Origin of the sequence: Marinomonas sp. ef1, from assembly GCF_002806845.1 — a bacterium.
Taxonomy (GTDB): domain Bacteria; phylum Pseudomonadota; class Gammaproteobacteria; order Pseudomonadales; family Marinomonadaceae; genus Marinomonas; species Marinomonas polaris.
This window is the reverse complement of the sequence record NZ_NHTT01000005.1, coordinates 71,148-89,841: the sequence shown is the minus strand read 5'-3', so window position 1 is coordinate 89,841 and position 18,694 is coordinate 71,148. Positions and strand designations below refer to the sequence as shown.

19 protein-coding genes are annotated in these 18,694 nt (G+C 43.4%); 11 read left to right on the top strand and 8 right to left on the bottom strand.

Features of this window, described 5'->3' with window-relative positions:
* Window positions 1-85 precede the first annotated feature (85 nt).
* The 4 genes from CCS02_RS08390 to CCS02_RS08375 are packed head-to-tail and all read right to left on the bottom strand — an operon-like array spanning window position 86 to window position 3,714.
* Window positions 86-856: an alpha/beta fold hydrolase gene (locus tag CCS02_RS08390; RefSeq protein WP_100636330.1), complete on the bottom strand. Its 771-nt coding sequence runs from the start codon at window positions 854-856 to the stop codon at window positions 86-88.
* Window positions 856-2,067: a 3-oxoadipyl-CoA thiolase gene (pcaF, locus tag CCS02_RS08385; protein WP_100187538.1), complete on the bottom strand. Its 1,212-nt coding sequence runs from the start codon at window positions 2,065-2,067 to the stop codon at window positions 856-858. Before pcaF ends, CCS02_RS08390 begins: the two co-directional genes overlap by 1 nt.
* Entirely contained in the window at window positions 2,064-2,897 is an 834-nt protein-coding gene (locus CCS02_RS08380; RefSeq protein ID WP_100636329.1) for a CoA-transferase subunit beta, read from the bottom strand. Before CCS02_RS08380 ends, pcaF begins: the two co-directional genes overlap by 4 nt.
* 1 nt (window position 2,898) lies before the next feature.
* Complete coding sequence (locus tag CCS02_RS08375; RefSeq protein WP_012070728.1) at window positions 2,899-3,714, bottom strand: CoA transferase subunit A; 816 nt, start codon at window positions 3,712-3,714, stop codon at window positions 2,899-2,901.
* A gap of 185 nt (window positions 3,715-3,899) precedes the next feature.
* Between CCS02_RS08375 and CCS02_RS08370 the strand changes: the two genes are divergently transcribed.
* Window positions 3,900-4,700, top strand: coding sequence for an IclR family transcriptional regulator domain-containing protein (locus CCS02_RS08370; protein WP_100636328.1), 801 nt, complete (start codon window positions 3,900-3,902; stop codon window positions 4,698-4,700).
* Window positions 4,701-4,719: 19 nt separating this feature from the next.
* Here CCS02_RS08370 and CCS02_RS08365 read toward each other — a convergent pair whose 3' ends face one another.
* On the bottom strand, window positions 4,720-5,622 hold the full coding sequence (locus tag CCS02_RS08365) for a LysR family transcriptional regulator (protein ID WP_100187535.1): 903 nt from the start codon (window positions 5,620-5,622) through the stop codon (window positions 4,720-4,722).
* A gap of 246 nt (window positions 5,623-5,868) precedes the next feature.
* Between CCS02_RS08365 and CCS02_RS08360 the strand changes: the two genes are divergently transcribed.
* The 3 genes from CCS02_RS08360 to catA all read left to right on the top strand — a co-directional run bounded on the left by CCS02_RS08360 (window position 5,869) and on the right by catA (window position 8,291).
* Window positions 5,869-6,987 (top strand): muconate/chloromuconate family cycloisomerase, encoded by a 1,119-nt coding sequence (locus CCS02_RS08360; RefSeq protein WP_100636327.1) that lies wholly within the window; start codon window positions 5,869-5,871, stop codon window positions 6,985-6,987.
* A gap of 36 nt (window positions 6,988-7,023) precedes the next feature.
* On the top strand, window positions 7,024-7,302 hold the full coding sequence (gene catC, locus CCS02_RS08355) for a muconolactone Delta-isomerase (RefSeq protein ID WP_100636326.1): 279 nt from the start codon (window positions 7,024-7,026) through the stop codon (window positions 7,300-7,302).
* 71 nt (window positions 7,303-7,373) lie between these two features.
* Entirely contained in the window at window positions 7,374-8,291 is a 918-nt protein-coding gene (catA, locus tag CCS02_RS08350) for a catechol 1,2-dioxygenase (RefSeq protein ID WP_100636404.1), read from the top strand.
* 89 nt (window positions 8,292-8,380) lie between these two features.
* On the opposite strand, the gene CCS02_RS08345 is transcribed toward catA, so the two are convergent.
* Together CCS02_RS08345 and CCS02_RS08340 are read right to left on the bottom strand one after the other, a co-directional pair.
* On the bottom strand, window positions 8,381-9,001 hold the full coding sequence (locus CCS02_RS08345) for a DsbA family protein (RefSeq protein ID WP_100636325.1): 621 nt from the start codon (window positions 8,999-9,001) through the stop codon (window positions 8,381-8,383).
* Window positions 8,995-9,861 carry an MBL fold metallo-hydrolase gene (locus CCS02_RS08340; RefSeq protein ID WP_100636324.1) on the bottom strand — a complete coding sequence of 289 codons (867 nt, stop codon included), beginning with the start codon at window positions 9,859-9,861 and terminating at the stop codon, window positions 8,995-8,997. The genes CCS02_RS08345 and CCS02_RS08340 overlap by 7 nt, the downstream gene beginning before the upstream one ends.
* A 122-nt stretch (window positions 9,862-9,983) precedes the next feature.
* Here CCS02_RS08340 and CCS02_RS08335 point away from each other — a divergent pair, with 122 nt between their 5' ends.
* Window positions 9,984-10,883: a LysR family transcriptional regulator gene (locus CCS02_RS08335; protein WP_100636323.1), complete on the top strand. Its 900-nt coding sequence runs from the start codon at window positions 9,984-9,986 to the stop codon at window positions 10,881-10,883.
* 38 nt (window positions 10,884-10,921) lie between these two features.
* Here the strand turns inward: CCS02_RS08335 and CCS02_RS08330 are convergent, their stop codons facing one another.
* Complete coding sequence (locus tag CCS02_RS08330) at window positions 10,922-11,776, bottom strand: inositol monophosphatase family protein (protein ID WP_100636322.1); 855 nt, start codon at window positions 11,774-11,776, stop codon at window positions 10,922-10,924.
* A gap of 288 nt (window positions 11,777-12,064) precedes the next feature.
* Between CCS02_RS08330 and CCS02_RS08325 the strand changes: the two genes are divergently transcribed.
* The 6 genes from CCS02_RS08325 to CCS02_RS08300 all read left to right on the top strand — a co-directional run bounded on the left by CCS02_RS08325 (window position 12,065) and on the right by CCS02_RS08300 (window position 18,693).
* Window positions 12,065-12,895, top strand: a complete 831-nt coding sequence (locus CCS02_RS08325) for a transketolase (RefSeq protein ID WP_100187528.1) — start codon at window positions 12,065-12,067, stop codon at window positions 12,893-12,895.
* Complete coding sequence (locus CCS02_RS08320; protein WP_100187527.1) at window positions 12,888-13,832, top strand: transketolase family protein; 945 nt, start codon at window positions 12,888-12,890, stop codon at window positions 13,830-13,832. Before CCS02_RS08325 ends, CCS02_RS08320 begins: the two co-directional genes overlap by 8 nt.
* 18 nt (window positions 13,833-13,850) lie before the next feature.
* Window positions 13,851-15,335 (top strand): FGGY family carbohydrate kinase, encoded by a 1,485-nt coding sequence (locus CCS02_RS08315; protein WP_100636321.1) that lies wholly within the window; start codon window positions 13,851-13,853, stop codon window positions 15,333-15,335.
* A 226-nt stretch (window positions 15,336-15,561) separates the two neighbouring features.
* Window positions 15,562-16,494, top strand: a complete 933-nt coding sequence (locus CCS02_RS08310) for a D-ribose ABC transporter substrate-binding protein (RefSeq protein WP_100187525.1) — start codon at window positions 15,562-15,564, stop codon at window positions 16,492-16,494.
* A 79-nt stretch (window positions 16,495-16,573) separates the two neighbouring features.
* A complete protein-coding gene (locus tag CCS02_RS08305; RefSeq protein ID WP_100187524.1) occupies window positions 16,574-17,164 on the top strand; it encodes a DUF2291 family protein in 591 nt (196 codons plus the stop codon).
* Entirely contained in the window at window positions 17,164-18,693 is a 1,530-nt protein-coding gene (locus CCS02_RS08300) for a sugar ABC transporter ATP-binding protein (RefSeq protein ID WP_100187523.1), read from the top strand. The genes CCS02_RS08305 and CCS02_RS08300 overlap by 1 nt, the downstream gene beginning before the upstream one ends.
* The last annotated feature ends 1 nt before the right edge of the window (window position 18,694 follow it).

The window sequence follows — 18,694 nt, the reverse complement described above, 5'->3', positions numbered from 1 at the left end:
TAAAAGCTTATAGTGGTGATCATTTATTAGCTTAAGAGCATTATCCTAACGCTCTTAAGCTGAAGCATGGATCACGCAGAGTAGGTTACTGAGAGATAAAGTTTTTAAGTAGACTGGTGAGTTGATCTGGCGATTCCACTGATGGAACATGACCAATCTGATTGATAACTTCTAGCTTGTCGACTTGTAACAACGAAGCGAGAGTTCCCATCAGCTCTGGCGTCGTTGCGACGTCTTTTTCACCACAGATCAATTGTATCGGTAGTGAACTTGGCCCCAATGTATCGGTGAGATCCATATTACCAAGCCAAGCACAGAGTGCGCCGTAGCTGAAGTCATCGACGTTGGCGAGCTGTTCTTGCCAGTAGCTTGCCAAAGCAGGTTTATTTTGCACGCTGTGCTCACTAAACCAACGTAGTACTAAGGTTGCAGCCATACTCTTCAACCCCAATGCCATAACGTCCTGTTGGCGGGTTAGCCACGCATCTTTACTGCCAATTTTTGCCCCAGTATTGGTTAAGGTCGCACTCAATAAACGCTCAGGATATTGAGTCACTAATTGTTGACCAATCATGCCGCCAATAGATGTACCCACATAGTGAAACTGCTTAATACCAAGTTCATCGCATTTTTCAATTAATGGATCAACCAAAGCATTCACTGTTAATGGTGAAGAATTTGAATCAAGGGCAGGGCTTAGTCCGTGTCCAGGAAGATCCCAGCGAATAACGCGAAACTGTTTCAATAACTCTGGAACAATACCATCCCAAACTCGGCTGTTCATTCCCAAAGGATGACCAAGCACGATAGCGGGTTTGCTGCTATCGCCTTCAAGTGTAAAAAATAGGTTCTTCATTAAATGTCGCTCCGTTCGATTAGCATGGCAATGCCTTGTCCGACGCCAATACACATGGTGCAAATAGCATAGCGTCCGCCTGTGCGTTTTAACTGCATAGCGGCGGATTGTAATAGACGAGCGCCTGACATACCTAATGGATGTCCAAGGGCAATCGCGCCGCCATTTGGGTTAATGCGTTCATCTTCTGGTGAAAGCCCCAATTCTTGTATACAGGCTAACCCTTGTACCGCAAAGGCTTCATTTAATTCGATCACATCCATGTCGGCGAGAGTAAGGCCGGTACGTTTTAGCAATTTTTGCACTGCGGGAACGGGTCCCATGCCCATCACTGTTGGTTCCACACCAGCGGTTGCCATACCAATAATTTTCGCTAAAGGTTCAAGCTTGTGGCTTTCGACCGCTGCTTTACTGGCAATCAACATTGCAGCGGCACCGTCGTTTATACCGGATGCATTGCCCGCCGTTACTGAGCCATTGTCTCTAAACGGTGCTCTCAGTTTTGCTAAATCTTCCAAAGTGGTATCAGGGCGTAAATGCTCGTCTTGATCGACGATAATTGGATTGCCACGTTTTGGCTTAATTGTAATAGGGGTTATCTCTTCAGCAAAGCGGCCTTCATCTTGTGCCGCTTTGGCTTTTTGTTGAGAACGCAAAGCGAATAAATCTTGTTGTTGGCGCGTTATTTTGTAGCGCTCAGCAATGTTTTCCGCCGTTTCTGGCATGGATTCAGTGCCATACAATGACTTTAAGACTGGATTAATAAAACGCCAGCCCATAGTGGTGTCTTCTAATGTTTGCTGTCTATCAAACGCTGCGCTTGGTTTGCCCATAACGAATGGAGCACGAGACATGGATTCAACGCCGCCAGCTAATATTAATTCAGCTTCACCGGCTTGAATGGCTCGAAATGCGGTACCGACCGCATCCATACCTGATCCGCATAAACGGTTCATCGTTGTGGCAGACACGCTATAGGGCATGCCAGAAAGTAGCGTAGCCATGCGCGCCACGTTACGATTGTCTTCACCTGATTGATTGGCACAACCAAAAATAGCATCGTCAATGGCCGCTGGATCAAGATCTGGTGCATCACTTAGCACCGCTTGAATGACTTGAGCTAACATGTCGTCTGGGCGAACGGCCGCAAGGGAGCCTGCATAACGGCCAACGGCTGAGCGTCTAGGGTGACAGATGTAAACAGTGCTCATATTGCCTCCTGAGCACTGTGTGCTTTTTCAGTTCGTGCTTTTAATTCGCGTAATACGTGCAGTTCTTTTTCGCTTGGTACTGGGGTGGTCTCAAGAGAGTTGGCAAATTTAATTTCCCAGCCAGTCGCTTCAATGACGTCTTCTTTTGTTGTGCCAGGATGCAAGCTGGTGACAATCAGCTCTTTGGTCGCTGGGTCAGGTTTTAAAATACATAAATCCGTAATAACCACGCTTGGGCCACGACCGATATTTGGTAAATTATCTCTGCCTTTGCCATCACGGCCAAAACCAATAGTGGTGATGAAGTCCACGTCTTTTACAAAAGTACGTTTTGAGTGCTTAACCGTAATAAAAACTTCTTTGGCGTTAGTAGAAATTTCCGGCGCACCGCCACCACCCGGTAAACGGACTCTTGGATTTGCATAACTGTGAGCGCCGTTTTTTCCGCCTTCAGGATGATTAGCTGCAATAACCGTGGTATTCAAATTCGCAAAACGGTCGATCTGTGCTGTCCCTAAAAAGCCAACATCGATGTGGCCACCTTGTAGCCAATAACGGAACATTTCAGGTACAGATACGGTGGTGAGAGCGGATTCGCACAGTTCACCATCGCCAATGGACAAAGGCAACACTTCAGGTTTGGTTTGCAAGGTGCCGGATTCGTAGATCAAGGTAACATCAGGAGCATGAGTCAGACGCGCTACGTTAGCGGCTTCGCTAGGTAAACCAATCCCCACAAAGCAGGTCATATTATTAGTCAAGGCGCGTGCTGCTGTGATGGTCATCATTTCAGCAGAAGTATATTGAGTCGTATCGTTATGTGTTGTCATATTAAACATCTCCTTGGCCAAACACATGGGATTCTAACCATTGGTTGAAGCTGTCTCTGTCGCGACTGATGTTGTCCCATTGTTTGTAATAGTTGTTGTCTCGGTCGTAATAGCCAAGCGTATAAGAAGGTTTCGCGCCTTCTGGTGCAACTGCAATAGCGTCAATTGTCCATGCTGGTAAGACGCAAGCGTTTGGTGTGACTTCCAAGTTATCGACAATTTCTTCTACTGTGACAATGCTGCGTTTGGCTGACAATACGACTTCTTTTTGAACGCCAATAATTCCTTCGATAAGCACATTGCCTGCGCGATCTGCTTTTTGGGCATGAATAATACCCACATCAGGTTTAATGGCTGGAATGGCCGCTAACTGTTCGCCAGTAAAAGGGCAAATTATGGAGGCAATCTCTTTGTTGACGAGTGGCAACTCACTGCCCACGTAACCGCGAAAAACCGCCAATGGGAGACCAGCCGCACCAGCTTCATAAGCATTCGCCATAGCAGCATGGCTGTGTTCAACCGTTTCTAGTGCGCAAGGGTAATCATTTTCTATGGCATCACGAACCCGATGAAGCGAGCCAACACCAGGGTTTCCGCCCCAAGAAAAAGTTAATTTTCGAACACAACCTGCGCCTACTAATTGGTCATAGATAAGATCTGGTGTCATACGAATTAGGGACAAATTACGTCGCTTTTGACGGATGATTTCGTGCCCTGCGGCGAAAGGGATTAGATGTGTAAAGCCTTCAAGTGCAATGGAGTCACCATCTTTTACATAAGTAGCGACAGCGTCTTTAAGTGTCATAAACTTCGTCATAATGTATCCTGTTCGTTATACGAATTTAAGTTTGCAATACGAACAAGATAGATCAATCTAGGATTAATGGTCAAGCCAAAATTTTGTATTTGTCTTTTTTATCTGGATTTAGATAAAAAATGCGATGAAAAGTCTCTTCCCTCTAGCTAGCCTGTAACGAATCATAAATAATGGCGAGGTTATTAATGGCAATGAGTAAACTGGGTATGAATGAGGAAAAGCTGTCACCGGATCATAGAGATTATGTAGGTGCATTGGCGTCAGGACTGGATGTCATAATGGCATTTGATCCACAGCATAAGGAAATGACGCTGTCTGAAGTGGCTGAGCAAACAGGAATGGACAGAGCAAAAGCTCGACGTTTTTTGTTAACCCTGCATGCGCTTGGATACATTAAGCGGGAAGGGCGACAGTTTACGTTAACGCCTAAAGTATTGGCGCTCAGCTATGCCTATAATGCCAGTAATGATCATCTCAATGTGGTTGAGCATTATCTGCATGACATCACCGCACAGCTTGGTGAATCTTCGTCTCTTGCCGTGCTGGATCAACAAGACATCATGTATGTGGTTCGTTCGCCAGCAGCCCATCGCTTGATGTCGATAGCCTTAAGTGCTGGGACACGATTGCCTGCTGCTTATACTTCTATGGGTCGTATGCTGGTTGCTAAGTTGCCATCAGAAGAACAAAAAGAATGGCTCAAAAATGTTTTTCTTGAGGAGTTCACTCAGCATAGTATTGTCGATAAGCCTGCCTTTGAGCAGATGCTTGTACAAGTCGCTGAACAGAATTTCTGCATAGTTGATCAGGAGCTAGATCTTGGTCTACGTTCGTTGGCTGTTCCAGCGTTCACTTTTGATGGATCCTTGCTTGGGGCGATTAATCTCAGCACTAATGCATCGCGAGTAAGCCACCAAACTTTGATAGAAGAATACTTACCTGTGCTGCGGGAAGTAGCAGAACAAATTCGTTTGCACACCAAATAATCTTGGCATTCATTAATAGTTATAAACTGCTTTGATGATTCTCAACCAGATTTTTGAGGATCTTAACGGCCAGCGCTGTAATGGAATCCATAGGTTCTTTTCTACGACTAAAAATAACCGGACAGGTGATGGATTTATCCTGCAAAGGAATAAACACTACATCATCTCGTCCAAAATGCCTTACTTGTTCGGACACCAGAGCAAACCCCATTTCAGAAGCGACTAAGCCCAACGCCGTTTGTAAGTCATTTACTTGTTGAGTTACATTTGTTGTCATTCCTCGACTGGTAAACAATGAAGTGCAAATATCCGCGAAGGTAGGAGTAGCAGCTTGGCCTGCCGGATACAAGATCATCGGCATCTTCGCTAGTTCTTCCAGAGTCGGTTCACCTTTTTTAAGAAGCGGATGCCCGACATGTAATGCAACTAATAAGGGTTCTTGGAATAAGATAGTTTGTTCCACTTGTTCGTCGGGAATTGTTAAACGACCAAAACCAATATCAATTTTCCCTGTTTTTAATGCCTCGATTTGTTCGCCTGTTTTTAAATCGTGCAGCAAAATATTGGCGTTGGTTTGTTGGCGTAAATCCCTAACCAGCGATGGCAATTGACCATAAAATACCGAAGGCACAAACCCAATACTGAATACAGCTTTTTGCTCTTCAGCTATTCGGCGGGTATTTTCGATAACCATATCGGCTTTAGCCAGCATCTGCTTTGCTTGCTCCCAAAAATATTTTCCCGCAGGTGTCAGTGTTAATCCTCTAGAGTGACGATCGAAAAGTTGCGCACCAACATCTTCTTCCAACTGCTTTATCTGTCTTGTTAATGGCGGTTGAGCAATAAAGAGCTTTTCAGCAGCACGAGTTAGGTTTTTCTCCTCGGCAACAGCGCAGAAATAACGTAGATGTCTTAACTCCATCATACCTCCAAGGTATTGTGAGTAACCAAAAGGATATCTTCTTCAAAGAATCATAATAAAACTGAGTTATTTATGATGAAAAAATGTTGTTATGTTTTTCATACTTTGTGTTCCTTGCATATAGCAAAGATTAAATAGAATAATAAATCAATACCTTTAAGGTATCGCTAGGAACTAAATTGATATTTGTCCTCTGTTTAGAGTGGGTCTAGTGTAGAAAAAAACAATAAACGGAAGCACCTTAGCATGACATCGAAAATTACCCATATTGAAACAATGCTTGTGGATATTCCCACCATTCGCCCTCATAAATTATCAATGACGTCTATGGCCGTACAAACCATGGTGATTATTCGCATCAAAGATGATCAAGGTCGTGAAGGCTTGGGAGAGGGTACTACAATTGGCGGTTTGGCCTATGGTCCTGAAAGCCCTGAAAGCATTAAAATGAACATTGATACCTACCTTGCCCCTTTGCTTATCGGTCAGCCGCTTCACAGCATAAAGCTGCTTGTTCAACGTTTAAGCATGTCCGTACGAGGCAATGTGATTGCTAAATCCGCTCTGCAAACCGCGTTATTAGATTTGCAAGGCAAGCATTTAGGCGTTTCTGTCTCCACCTTGTTGGGTGGTGCTATTCACCAACATATTCCTTGCCTTTGGGTATTGGCGTCTGGTGATACTGATAAAGACATTGCCGAAGCGAAAGCACTTATTGCCAGCGGTCGACATTGTGACTTCAAACTTAAAATTGGTTCTCGACATGTTAATGAAGACGTTGCTCATGTGGCCGCCATTAAAGCGGCATTGGGCAATAGCGCGAGTGTGCGAGTTGACGTGAACCAAGCGTGGGACGAATCAACAGCAACAAAAGGCATGGCCGCACTTCAAGAAGCAGGTGTGGATTTAGTTGAGCAACCAACCCCAGCAAAAGAGTGGGATGCCTTGGTTCGTCTATCGCAAAAATTTACGATTCCTATCCTAGCGGATGAAGGTGTCGCCGATGCTTCAGACGTTTTCCAGCTTGCTCAACGTGGTTTTAATGGTGGCATCGCCTTAAAAATTGCCAAAGCAGGTGGACCGATTGAGGCGCTTTATGCCGCTACCGTTTCCTCTGCATCTGGTATGGGGTTATATGGTGGTACTTTATTAGAAGGTTCTATCGGCACCGCAGCGTCTATTCATGCTTGGTCTACGTTACCTAAATTGCATTGGGGTAGTGAAATGTTTGGTCCTCTTCTTCTACAAGACGACATCATTAAACAGCCGCTTCGTTATCATGATAACGGCGTGGATGTTCCACAGTTACCAGGGTTAGGAATCGAAATTGACGAGGTAAAGCTTGCGCTTTATCGACGTAAATAACACAGCACCAACGTAAACAATAACGAGGAAATGAACATGCTTTTTAAAGTTGAAATGACGGTGAATATTCCTAAAGACTTTCCGGTGGCAGAGGCAGATGCCATTAAGTTGAAGGAAAAAAAATATTCACAAGAATTACAAGAAGCTGGGATTTGGGTGCATTTGTGGCGCGTAGTGGGACAGTATTCAAATGTGAGTATCTTTGACGTGAAAGATAATGCTCACTTGCATGAAATCCTTACTGGCTTGCCTTTGTACCCATTTATGACGATGGAAGTGACAGCCTTATGTCAGCATCCATCGTCTATAAAGTAGCTCTAACTTTTTAAAATAAAAATAAATTTAATAAAAGTGCTGTTATGGCACCCAAAAGCGGAGAGATTAAAATGACTGTTAAAACAATTCAAACAGAAGCAGTACAAACCCTATTGAAAAAAGTGGCTGGCTTGGAAAATAACCAAGGTAGTCCTCGCACGAAAGAAATCATTTTTCGTTTAATGTCAGACATCTATAAGATGATTGAAGACCTAGATATTACCCCTGATGAATTTTGGCATGGCGTGAATTACCTAAATGAGCTAGGCACCAATAAAGAAGCGGTTTTGCTTGCTCCTGGTTTAGGTTTTGATCACTACCTAGATATTCGTGAAGACGCTAAAGACGAAGCGGCAGGTTTAGCCGGTGGAACACCGCGTACTATTGAAGGTCCTCTATACGTAGAGAATGCGCCAATATCTGATGGTGAAGCACGCATGGACGATGGCCAAACGCCGGGGCAGGGTATGTGGCTTCACGGCAAAGTATTGGATGAAGATGGTAATCCAGTTGCAGGTGCGATTGTCGATATTTGGCATGCAGATTCTAAAGGTGGTTACTCTTATTTTGATCCTACACAAAGTGAATTCAATCTACGTCGTAGAATTGTAACGGATGAACAAGGTTGCTACCGCGCTCGTAGTATTGTGCCAAACGGCTACGGCTGCCCACCAGATGGCTCTACAATGAAGGTTCTTCGTCAGCTTGGCCGTCATGGTAATCGTCCTGCTCATATTCATTACTTTGTTTCTAAACCAGGCTTTAAGCATCTAACTACGCAGATCAACTTAGCGGGTGATGAATACACTTATGACGATTTCGCTTTTGCGACTCGTGACGAATTGGTCGTAGAGGCAACGACATTAAATGATAATAGCCACGGTTTTAATGAAGAATATTTAGACGTTGAGTTTAACCTAGATGTTCTAAAAACCGATAAAACAGAACTAGAAGACAAGCATGTTCGTGCAAGAGCAACGATTGCTTAACGCTGAATTAGTACTGCTTTGTGGTGTGAGAATTTACCACTAATAAATATCCCCTGTTATTCATAACAGGGGATATTTAATGCGAGTGATTAAACCAATCCCGCTAAATAGTTTTTCCATTCTTCAGCTTTGCCATAATAATTACTGTGTGGCAGACGCATTAAACGATCATCTTTTTCTATGATAAAAGTAGGGTAGCCGCTAACTTGCATTTGCCCCATGAGTTGATGACTTTCCTCCACTTGGTTCATCATATTCGCTTCCGAGTCAGCCATTTTTTCGTTCCATGTGGTTTTGTCTAATCCCATAGAAACAGCTAGATCCGCTAAAACATTCAACTCATCTAAATGCTTACCATCTTGGTAATGTGCTTTTTGAATCGCTGCTAGCATCTTGTGTGCTTCGATCCCCATGTCTTGACCAACAAGAAAGGCGCGAGTTGTGGAATACGAATCCACGATAAAATCGCCAGCGCCAGCAACTCTCGCTTTATAAGCATCACCAAAGTGTGCTTTCGTCATAGTGGCTATTTGACTGTCAGCTTGCAAAATATGCTGTTTAAAAGACGGATCAATTGCTCGTTTCGGAATCATGCCACCAGGGTGATAAATGATTTCAAACTCAGACATTTCTGCCAGTATTTCGACTAAGGCTGTTGCGCCATAGCACCAACCACACATTGGATCGAAGAAGTAATGAATTTTTACCATTTCATTTCACCTTTATGGACTTTCGCAGCGATGTTTAGGTTCAACGCACCTTGAGCATCTGGATATTTTGCTGACATTGTCTTAATCAATTCAGCGCTGTCCTTGCTGTTTTTCTTCGCCTTTTGGAAATCTGTGATGTAGTTAAGAGAGAAGGTAATGTTATCTGCAGTCAACTCGGTACCTTGAGTCATGTGACCAGGAACAACTGTTGTCGGTTTAAGCGCAAGCATTTCTTGTAACTGTGCTTTCCAAGCAGCTTGAGTCTCATCAGACTGCGCATCCGCCATCCATAAATGCATATTTCCGAATACCGCTACGTTACCCAAAATGGCTTTGTTTGCAGGAATCCAAAGGTAAGGGCGGCTTGCCAAAATACCTTCAGTACCACGAATCTCAATAGTCTGACCATCAACAGTCAAAGTAGACTGAGTGTAAGCCGTAGGAACGATAGGATTAACTGGTGCGTTTGCACCCATTTGAGGTCCCCAAAAAGCCAATTTACCAGCCAATTTCTGTTCAATTGCAGCTTTTACCGCAGGAGTCGTAATAATGTCGGCTTTAGGGAAAATAGCGTGCAGAGTCTCGGCACCGAAGTAATAATCAGGGTCCGCTTGGCTAATAAAAATAGTTTTTAGCTCTTTATTGGCATCCAATACTTTTGCAGCAATGCGAAGAGCATCGGCTTTAGTAAAACCAGCATCAACAACCATGGCTTCTGTTTCGCCATAAACCAAAGTAGACGTAACACCAAAGCTGCCAGGCGCTGCATTATATATATCTAGAGTTAATGGTTTAGTGTCTGCAGCAAAAGCAGAATGAGCGATAAGTGCAGAAGCCGCCAATGTAATCAATTTTTTCATGTTTCTCTCCAAAGAGTGATTGTTTAATTCATGTGGCCATAATAGAGAATTGACGTGCTCGGAAAAATACACAAAAATGAGCATGATTGTTTCTTATATCGTGCAAGTGGGTGAGTAGAATTATGGACAGAGTGATAGCCGCTAAAGTTTTTATCGATGTTGCCCAATCGCGGAGCTTTTCTCGCACCGCAGATCGTTTGAATATGTCACGACCAATGGTGACGCGGTATATAGAAGCAATGGAAGACTGGTTGAAGATTCGTTTGTTGCATCGCACAACACGAAAAATATCACTGACTAGCGCTGGTGAAGCCTGCTTAAAAGACGTCGAGCTTTGGTTGGAGCAAGCCGATAATTTTATATCTTTGGTGAATACCAGCGAGGAGTTGTCTGGCTTAGTACGAATCACGTCCAGCATGTCGTTTGGTTTTTCTCAACTCATGCCTGCCATTCAGGACTTCATGGATCAACATCCTAAAGTTCATATCGATATTGATTTAGAAGACAGCACCGCAGATTTAACCGAAAAAAGCATCGACCTTGCCATACGAATCGCCTCTAATCCAGATCCTTCTTTAATCGGTAAACCCATTGCTGTTTGTGAATCTGTCTTGGTAGCGTCTCCGGCTTACCTTGAAAAATCTCGCCAAACGATAGGTGACATTCAGCATCCACAAGACTTAATAAACCACGATTGCTTGGGTTACAAAAACTTAGAACGTCATATCTGGCATCTATCCCAGCATAACCAATTCGAATCGGTCTCTTTGGATTGTCGTTTAAGTATCAATGAAGCAACGGCGCTTTTGCATGCGACATTGAATGGAATGGGTGTTTGTCTGCAACCCACTTATTTAGCGAATCGCTACATCAACGACGGCAGTTTGTGCCATGTCTTGCCTGAATGGAAACCCAAAGACCTGATTATCTACGCGCTTTATTCGTCTCGAAAGCATTTATCACCCAATGTTCGCGCTTTAATCGATCATCTAGACAGCTACTTTGCTAAGCATCCTTGGTGATAATAAAAGTAACGATTCGAATAGAGTTTTCGTTCAGCCTATTTCCTAAAGTGTTCCGCCAACGCTTGCCATTGATCTTCTGATTGAGCAGCGAGCATTTCGCCGTCTAGCATGGTTGGGCTGTATTCTTGACCGTCTAGTGTTCGGCAGATACCGCCAGCTTGGGTGTGAACCAGTACGCCAGCGGCGTGATCCCAAGGAAGCATTTTGTAAGTCAAACTGAAGTTAAAGTGACCTAGGGCGATTTGTCGATAAGCTGGGCAAGAGGGTAGGTTGTTGATGCGTACAAAGCGAGAGCCTTTTAGTGCGAAGTCTTGTTTTCTCTGACCGGTATAAGAGTTAACCGACATGATGCCAGCGAGTTTATCTAGATCTGGTTCTGCAGTGATGTGCAAGGCCAGTGGCGCTTGAGCGGGAGTTTGATTCTTGCCTTTTTCATTCATGGCGGTGCGTTGGAAAAATGCGCCTTCGCCTAGGTTGGCATAAATCCAGTCGTCGTTGACGGGATCATAAAGCAAGCCAAAACGCGTTACGCCTTTCACTACCACGGCAAGTATGATGCCGAAATCTGATAAGCCATGTGCGTAGTTCCATGTGCCATCGATTGGGTCGATGATTACGCAAGTATCTGCTGTACCAATTTTATCAGTAGTCGATGGATCTTCGGCTACCGCTTCTTCGCCGACGATTTCCCAATTAGGAAACGCTTGCTGAATTTCATCGGTAATGAAGGCTTCGCTGGCTTTGTCGGCAATGGTGACAAGGTCCGTTAGACTGCTTTTGGTTTCTACGTCTGTGGCACTAAGTTGGCGAAAGCTTGGCATGACGATCTCTTGGCCTGCTCTACGGACGATGCTGATCAGTCTTTCTTGAGTTGGTTTATTGAGGTTCATACGCTGCCATTCCTTATATCTGCTTTACATAATACAGAATTATACCTGATGAGGATGATGGTTTGTTGATCAGTAAGAAAGGATTTTAGCTTTAAGGTGATCTGTATTGACAAGACTAAAATAAAAGGTCAGGATAAAGATCCTTTTATGAATAAATATTCATCCTGTAATGTTTGCCTACTAATAGGCGGAAAAGTATAGGCTAATTCGGGTTAGTTTTTTTTGTCTATCCTGAATAAATATTCATAACTGAAAATAAATTCAAATAAATATTCATTAGGAGGATGTATGAATCCTTTCCAGCTTGGCATTGAAGAGCTTGAAAATAAGTCTCGAGCGATTAGAAGAAAAATAATAAGGCTCAATGCTGATAGTCCAGCAGGTGGTCATACTGGTGCGGATCTTTCGCAGGTGGAAATTATCACTGCGTTGTATTTTCGTATATTGAATTGCGCTCCTGATCGGTTGGCAGATGATACGCGAGATATTTATATCCAATCCAAAGGCCATGCTGTCGGTGGTTATTACTGTTGTTTGGCTGAGGCGGGTTATTTTCCTGAAGCATGGCTGCCGACGTATCAATATAACGACTCTCATTTGCCTGGTCATCCTGTGCGTCAGAAAACACCAGGAGTGGAGTTAAATACTGGCGCTTTAGGTCATGGTTTGCCTGTTGCTGTTGGATTGGCTTTGGCGGCGAAACGTGATGCTAGCCCGAGAAAGGTGTATGTATTAACGGGAGATGGTGAGTTAGCCGAAGGCAGTAACTGGGAAGCCGCGTTAGTAGCTGCCCATTATAAGCTGGATAACCTTATTGTAATTAATGATAAAAATAAACTGCAGTTGGCAGGTTCAACCGAATCTATTATGAAAACCGACCCGCTAGATAAAAAATGGCAGGCGTTTGGTTTTACTGTCACTCAATGTGATGGCAATAATGTTGCTTCCGTGGTGGAGACATTGGAAGGCCTTAAAGCTGAAGGTAAACCCAATGTGGTGATTGCCAATACTACGAAAGGCGCTGGGGTTTCTTTTATTGCTGGCCGTCCTGAGTGGCATCATAGAGTGCCAAAAGGTGAAGAAGTAGAACTTGCATTGAAGGAGCTAAGCGATGTCTAACAGTGAACATTTTGCCAATATCATGGTGCAGTGCTTTATAGAAGCGGTAAACAACGGCGTAGATCTTGTACCTGTTGTTGCTGATTCAACTTCCACTGCCAAAATAAAACCTTTTGTGGAGGCGTTTCCTGATCGTCTGGTGAATGTGGGAATTGCAGAGCAAGCGATGGTTGGTACAGCGGCAGGTTTAGCGCTCGCGGGGAAGGTCGCTGTGACATGTAACGCCGCGCCTTTTTTAATTTCACGGTCTAATGAACAAGTCAAAGTCGATATTTGTTACAACAATACCAATGTGAAGTTATTTGGTCTTAACTCTGGCGCAAGCTATGGGCCATTGGCCAGTACGCATCATTCTATTGATGACATTAGCGTCATGCGTGGGTTTGGCAATATTAAGATTTTTGCACCGGGTTGTCCTATTGAATGCAAGCAAATCATTGAATACGCCATTGCTGAAAAAGGCCCTGTGTATATTCGTATGGACGGCAAAGCTTTGCCAGAATTGCATGATGAACATTATCGGTTTATTGCAGGGGAGCCATCTTTACTTCGTAGCGGTAAAGACGTGGTTATCTGTGCGTTAGGGTCTGTGGTTCACGAAGCTGTCGCTGCATCGGACGCATTGAAAGAGCAAGGAATAGAAGCTTCCGTGGTCAATGTGTCCTCTATTCGTCCTCTTAATAAAAGTACTTTGGGTCAGATGCTTGGCGGGACGAAACACATTATTAGTATGGAAGAGCACAATATTAATGGTGGGCTGGGAAGTGTGATTGCAGAAATCATGGCAGAGCAGGGCATTGTAGCTAAGTTGGTACGTCTTGGTGTCGGCGATGGTGCTTATGCGGCCGCAGGAGATCGTCCCTATACTCGTAAAATGCTTTCTATCGATAGCATGGGTATTGTTGCTGTTTGCCAACAATTGGTTAGTGAAAAATAGTGCAAAGCGAGACATCGAATGCGTAATGTAATTTTAGCGATAGATGAAGGTACGACAAATGTGAAGTCGCTGCTTTTGAATAAGCGCGGAGCGGTTATTGGTAAAGGTTCTGTTGCTTTGTCGATTAGTCATCCGTCAGCGGGTCTAGTGGAACAAGACCCTATTGAGATCATTGAAAAAATGAAAGCCTCTATTGCCTTGGCAGTGAACTCTGTTGCCGATGAAGTGGTGATTGAGGCGGTGGCGATCAGTAATCAGCGAGAATCTGTTGTGCTTTGGGAAAGAAGTAGCGGTAAGCCTTTAACTCAAGTTATGAGCTGGCAATGCCGTCGTTCTGAATCGCTTTGCGAAGTACTGCGAAAGGACGACGTTTTTAGTCAATATGTTCAGCAGGCAACTGGCTTGATCCTCGATCCTATGTTTCCTGCTACGAAAGTGTCCATGGCTCTTCAGCAGATCCCAGATGGTCATGGCCGAGCTGAGAGAGGAGAAATTTGCATAGGCACAATGAATTCTTGGATGGTTTGGAATATGACCGCCAATAATGTGTTTGTGACGGATGCGTCTAATGCTTCTCGAACACAGCTTTATAATATTGAGAAGCAAGTTTGGGACGAGACTATTTTAGAACGTTTAGGCATTGCAGCGGCGGCTTTGCCTGTCGTTGTGCCTTCTTCCCATGTGGTGGGTTTGACTCATGAATTTGGTGTGCTTTCGCATGGTATTCCGATTGCGTCGCAAATTGGCGATTCTCACGCTGCTTTATACGGTCATGGCGGCTATCAAACCGGAGTGGTTAAGGCAACTTATGGGACAGGCAGTTCAGTAATGGCGGCGATGCCGACACTGCCTAAGATACGGAATGAAATCAGTACGACCATTGCTTGGGATGATTCGGCATTGTTTTATGGTTTAGAAGGCAATATTACCCATACGGGATCGGCAATCGATTGGGCTCGACGTATGTTGGGTGTTGAAGATATGGAGACGATGTGTCAGTTGGCCGCGCAAGCTGATGTCGATCATTCGGTATTTTTTGTGCCGGCTTTGTCAGGGCTTGGCGCTCCTTATTGGGATTTGGAGGCGACAGGTGTGTTTTGTGGCTTGAAAAGTGCGACTGAGCGAGCGGATATTGCTCGCGCTGCGTTTGAATCGGTGCTTTTTCAAGTGGCGGATGTGTTTAATCTTATAGCGGAAGAGCTGCCAGAAAAGATTGAATATTTGTCTGTAGATGGTGGTCCGACGCTCAACGATTGGTTGATGCAAGCTCAAGCGGACTTGTTGGGCGTTACTATTCGTCGGGGGGAAGTAGCGGAAGTCTCTGCTGTAGGAGCAGGGTATCTTGCCGGGTTGGCCATTGGTTGGTGGAAGAACGAGGAAGAACTCACCCACTTAGAAAGTCGCAGTCATTTATTTACGCCTAGAAAAGACAAATATGACTACTGGCAAAATCGCTATCAGGGTTGGGCATTGGCGGTTAAGAAATCTAGATTGTCGGCTTAATACTTTGTTAGATGAAAAGCATTAAATATGAATCATTGATGTAATGGCTGATCCGTCATATCTATTTGATTTTATTAATTTTTTATTTTCATCTTTGTCTTTTTTAAATAAATAATGCTTCAATTTAATTTATTTCATTGGTGATGTAGACATCTACTGAGGTGTTTATTACACTGTAATTGAATAAATAACTAAGTTTGAATAAATATTCAAAAAGGGTAATAATATGAATAAGAAAATCCTTATCTCTGCTTTGTTTGGTTTATCTGTTGCCTTCTCTGGGGTTGCCTCAGCAAGTGGGTTGATCGCTATCATCACGCCTTCTCATGATAATCCGTTCTTTAAATCTGAAGCGATGGGCGCTAAAGCCAAAGCGGAAGCGTTAGGTTATACGACGCTTGTTGTGTCCCATGATGATGACGCTAATAAGCAAGACCAGTTAATTTCGACGGCGATAGCAAGAAAAGCAAAAGCTATTATCCTTGATAATGCTGGAGCTGACGTCACTATTGGCGCGCTTGAAAAAGCCAAAGCGGCTGGTGTGCCAGCGTTTCTTATTGACCGAGAAATCAATAAAACGGGCGTTGCTGTTTCGCAGATTGTTTCGAACAATTATCAAGGTGCGCAGTTAGGTGCTGAGAAATTTGTTGAGCTAATGGGCGCGGAAGGCTCCTATGTTGAATTATTGGGTCGTGAGTCTGACACCAATGCCCGAGTTCGCTCTCAGGGTTATCATGATGTGATTGATGACTACACTGGCCTTAAAATGGTGGCTCAGCAAACGGCAAACTGGAGTCAAACAGAAGCGTTCACTCGTATGGAGTCAATTCTACAAGCACATCCTGATATTAAAGGGGTAATTTCAGGGAACGATACTATGGCATTGGGTGCCGAAGCTGCTTTAAAAGCCGCTGGCCGCAGTGATGTTATTGTTGTTGGCTTTGATGGAAGCGACTACGTTCGTGACTCTATTTTGGCGGGGGCGAACATAAAAGCCACTGTATTGCAGCCAGCTTGGGAACAAGCTCAAATGGCGGTTGTTCAAGCAGATAAATACATTAAAACAGGTTCTACAGGCTTAGAAGAGAAGCAGCTTATGGATTGTGTGCTAATCGACGAGTCTAATGCTAATCAATTAGATACTTTTGCATTGAAGTAATGACCACTCGGAAATAAAGCCAAGTTTTGGCTTTATTTCCTCTTCGTTTGGAAATTATAAGTGCCAAAGGATGTAGAAAATGTTTAAAAATGCTGTATTTAAAATATTATTTTTGAGCGCTATGACTATTAGTTTAGCGGGTTGTCACGTTGTTGATTTAGATGAAAATGGTAAACCTATTATTCCTATGTCTGCTGCCGAGGCTGGGTTGCTCAAAAACATGACGCCGGAGGCAATATCTGAAAAGCTTTGGCCTTTAGTTAAGAAAGATGCACGAGATAATGCTGTCGAGTTATCAAGCATTAAAAAAGATACCAGTTTAGTGTCTTTTGTAAGATTTCAGGGGGTTGTTAGCCGTTTAGATGAGTCAGTTATTAAAAAATCTCTGATCATAAAAAGTGGTGATTACGACATTGAGCTACAAATAGGCTCTATTATTAAAGGCAATTCCATTCGGGATTCTGCTTCTATTATTTCTTTTGATAAATTTAAAAACCAAATTCAATTTGCTCAATTATCGAAAGCCTTAAATAAAAAGTCTATCAGCCAAGTTATTCAACCTGATGCAAGTTGGGCTGGAAAAACAGTCAATGTGCTTGCTGCTGTGACGATTAACAACAATAAGATTACTTATGCTGTTCCTTTAGAGATTAAAGAGGGGGGGTTGTAATGTCGGTAGTTGATGAAATCGCTGATGAGAATGTCATCTTAAAAGCAGAAAATATTTCCATGATATTTCCTGGTACCAAAGCGTTAGACCAGGTCACTTATAAGGTCTATAAAGGCGCCGTAAATGTCATTATTGGTGAAAATGGCGCTGGCAAGTCGACTCTGATGAAAATTATTTCTGGTGTTCAGCAACCTTCAGAAGGGCAACTCTATTTGAAAGGAGAGGCCATCAATATTACTAGCCCTAGATTTGCTGCACAGCATGGTATTGGCATGGTTCATCAAGAATTAAATTTGTCTGAGAACCTTTCTGTTGCTGAAAATCTTTTCTTGGGGCGCGAAAAACAAACAGGTCTGTCGCCGATAGATACCAAGAGTCAAAATCAGACCGCCAAAGAGGTCATGGCACGATTAAAACAAGACATTGATCCGAATGAATTGGTGGGCAATTTAAAAGTGGGTCAAAAGCAGTTAGTCGAAATTGCCAAATCTCTGATTACCAATGTTGATATTTTGATATTAGATGAGCCTACTTCTGCGTTAAGTAAAAAAGAAGTGAAGATTTTATTTGATGTCATTAATGATCTGACCAGTCAGGGCGTGTCGATTGTCTATATTTCTCATCGCTTAGAAGAGCTGATGGAAATAGGTCAATACATCACTATTTTGAGAGACGGTAAATTTCAGTCTTCCGCTTTGGTTAACGAGATTGATGTGGCGTGGATTGTACGGGAAATGTTGGGTAGCGATCCTGTGAGTAACTTCTTAAAGCCCGGTCGAACTTTTGGTGATGTGGTGCTAGAAGCAAAAGGCATTACTCAGATTAATGACGCTGAATCTCGTTTGGTTGATGAGGTTTCATTTTCATTAAGAGCAGGTGAGATTGTTGGTATTTATGGCTTGATGGGAGCCGGAAGAACCGAGTTGTTTGAGTGTCTAGTTGGTAAAGCAGATTACTCCGGCATTTTTTCTTTGAACAATCAAAATATCAATGCAAAAACACCCACCTCAGAACGGATAAAAATGGGGATTGGTTTGGTTCCTGAAGATCGAAAACAGTCTGGTATTTTTCCTATTAGTTCGGTTTCAAATAACTTGTCTATGTCCAGTTTATGGAAGCGATTAAAGCGTTTCGCGATTAATGAGCTAGAAGAAAGAAAATCAGTCAGCTATGCCATTAGAGAGCTTTCTATCAAGGTGTCATCTCCTATGGTTGAGATACAAGCATTGAGTGGTGGCAATCAACAAAAGGTTGTTATTGGCCGATCTTTGCTAACAGAACCCACTGTGCTTTTACTAGATGAACCAACGCGGGGCATTGATGTTGGCGCAAAGGGCGATGTATTTGAAATGATGGTGAAGCTGTCAGAGCAAGGGATCGGTATTTTATTTTCCACTTCGGATCTAAAAGAAATTATGGCGGTTTCTGATCGCATACTGGTTATGTCCAACGGGAAAATAACCGCAAATGTATTGAGAGATGAAGCAGATGAATCAAGTTTGGTTTTTGCCAGTGCCCAAGGATTTTAAA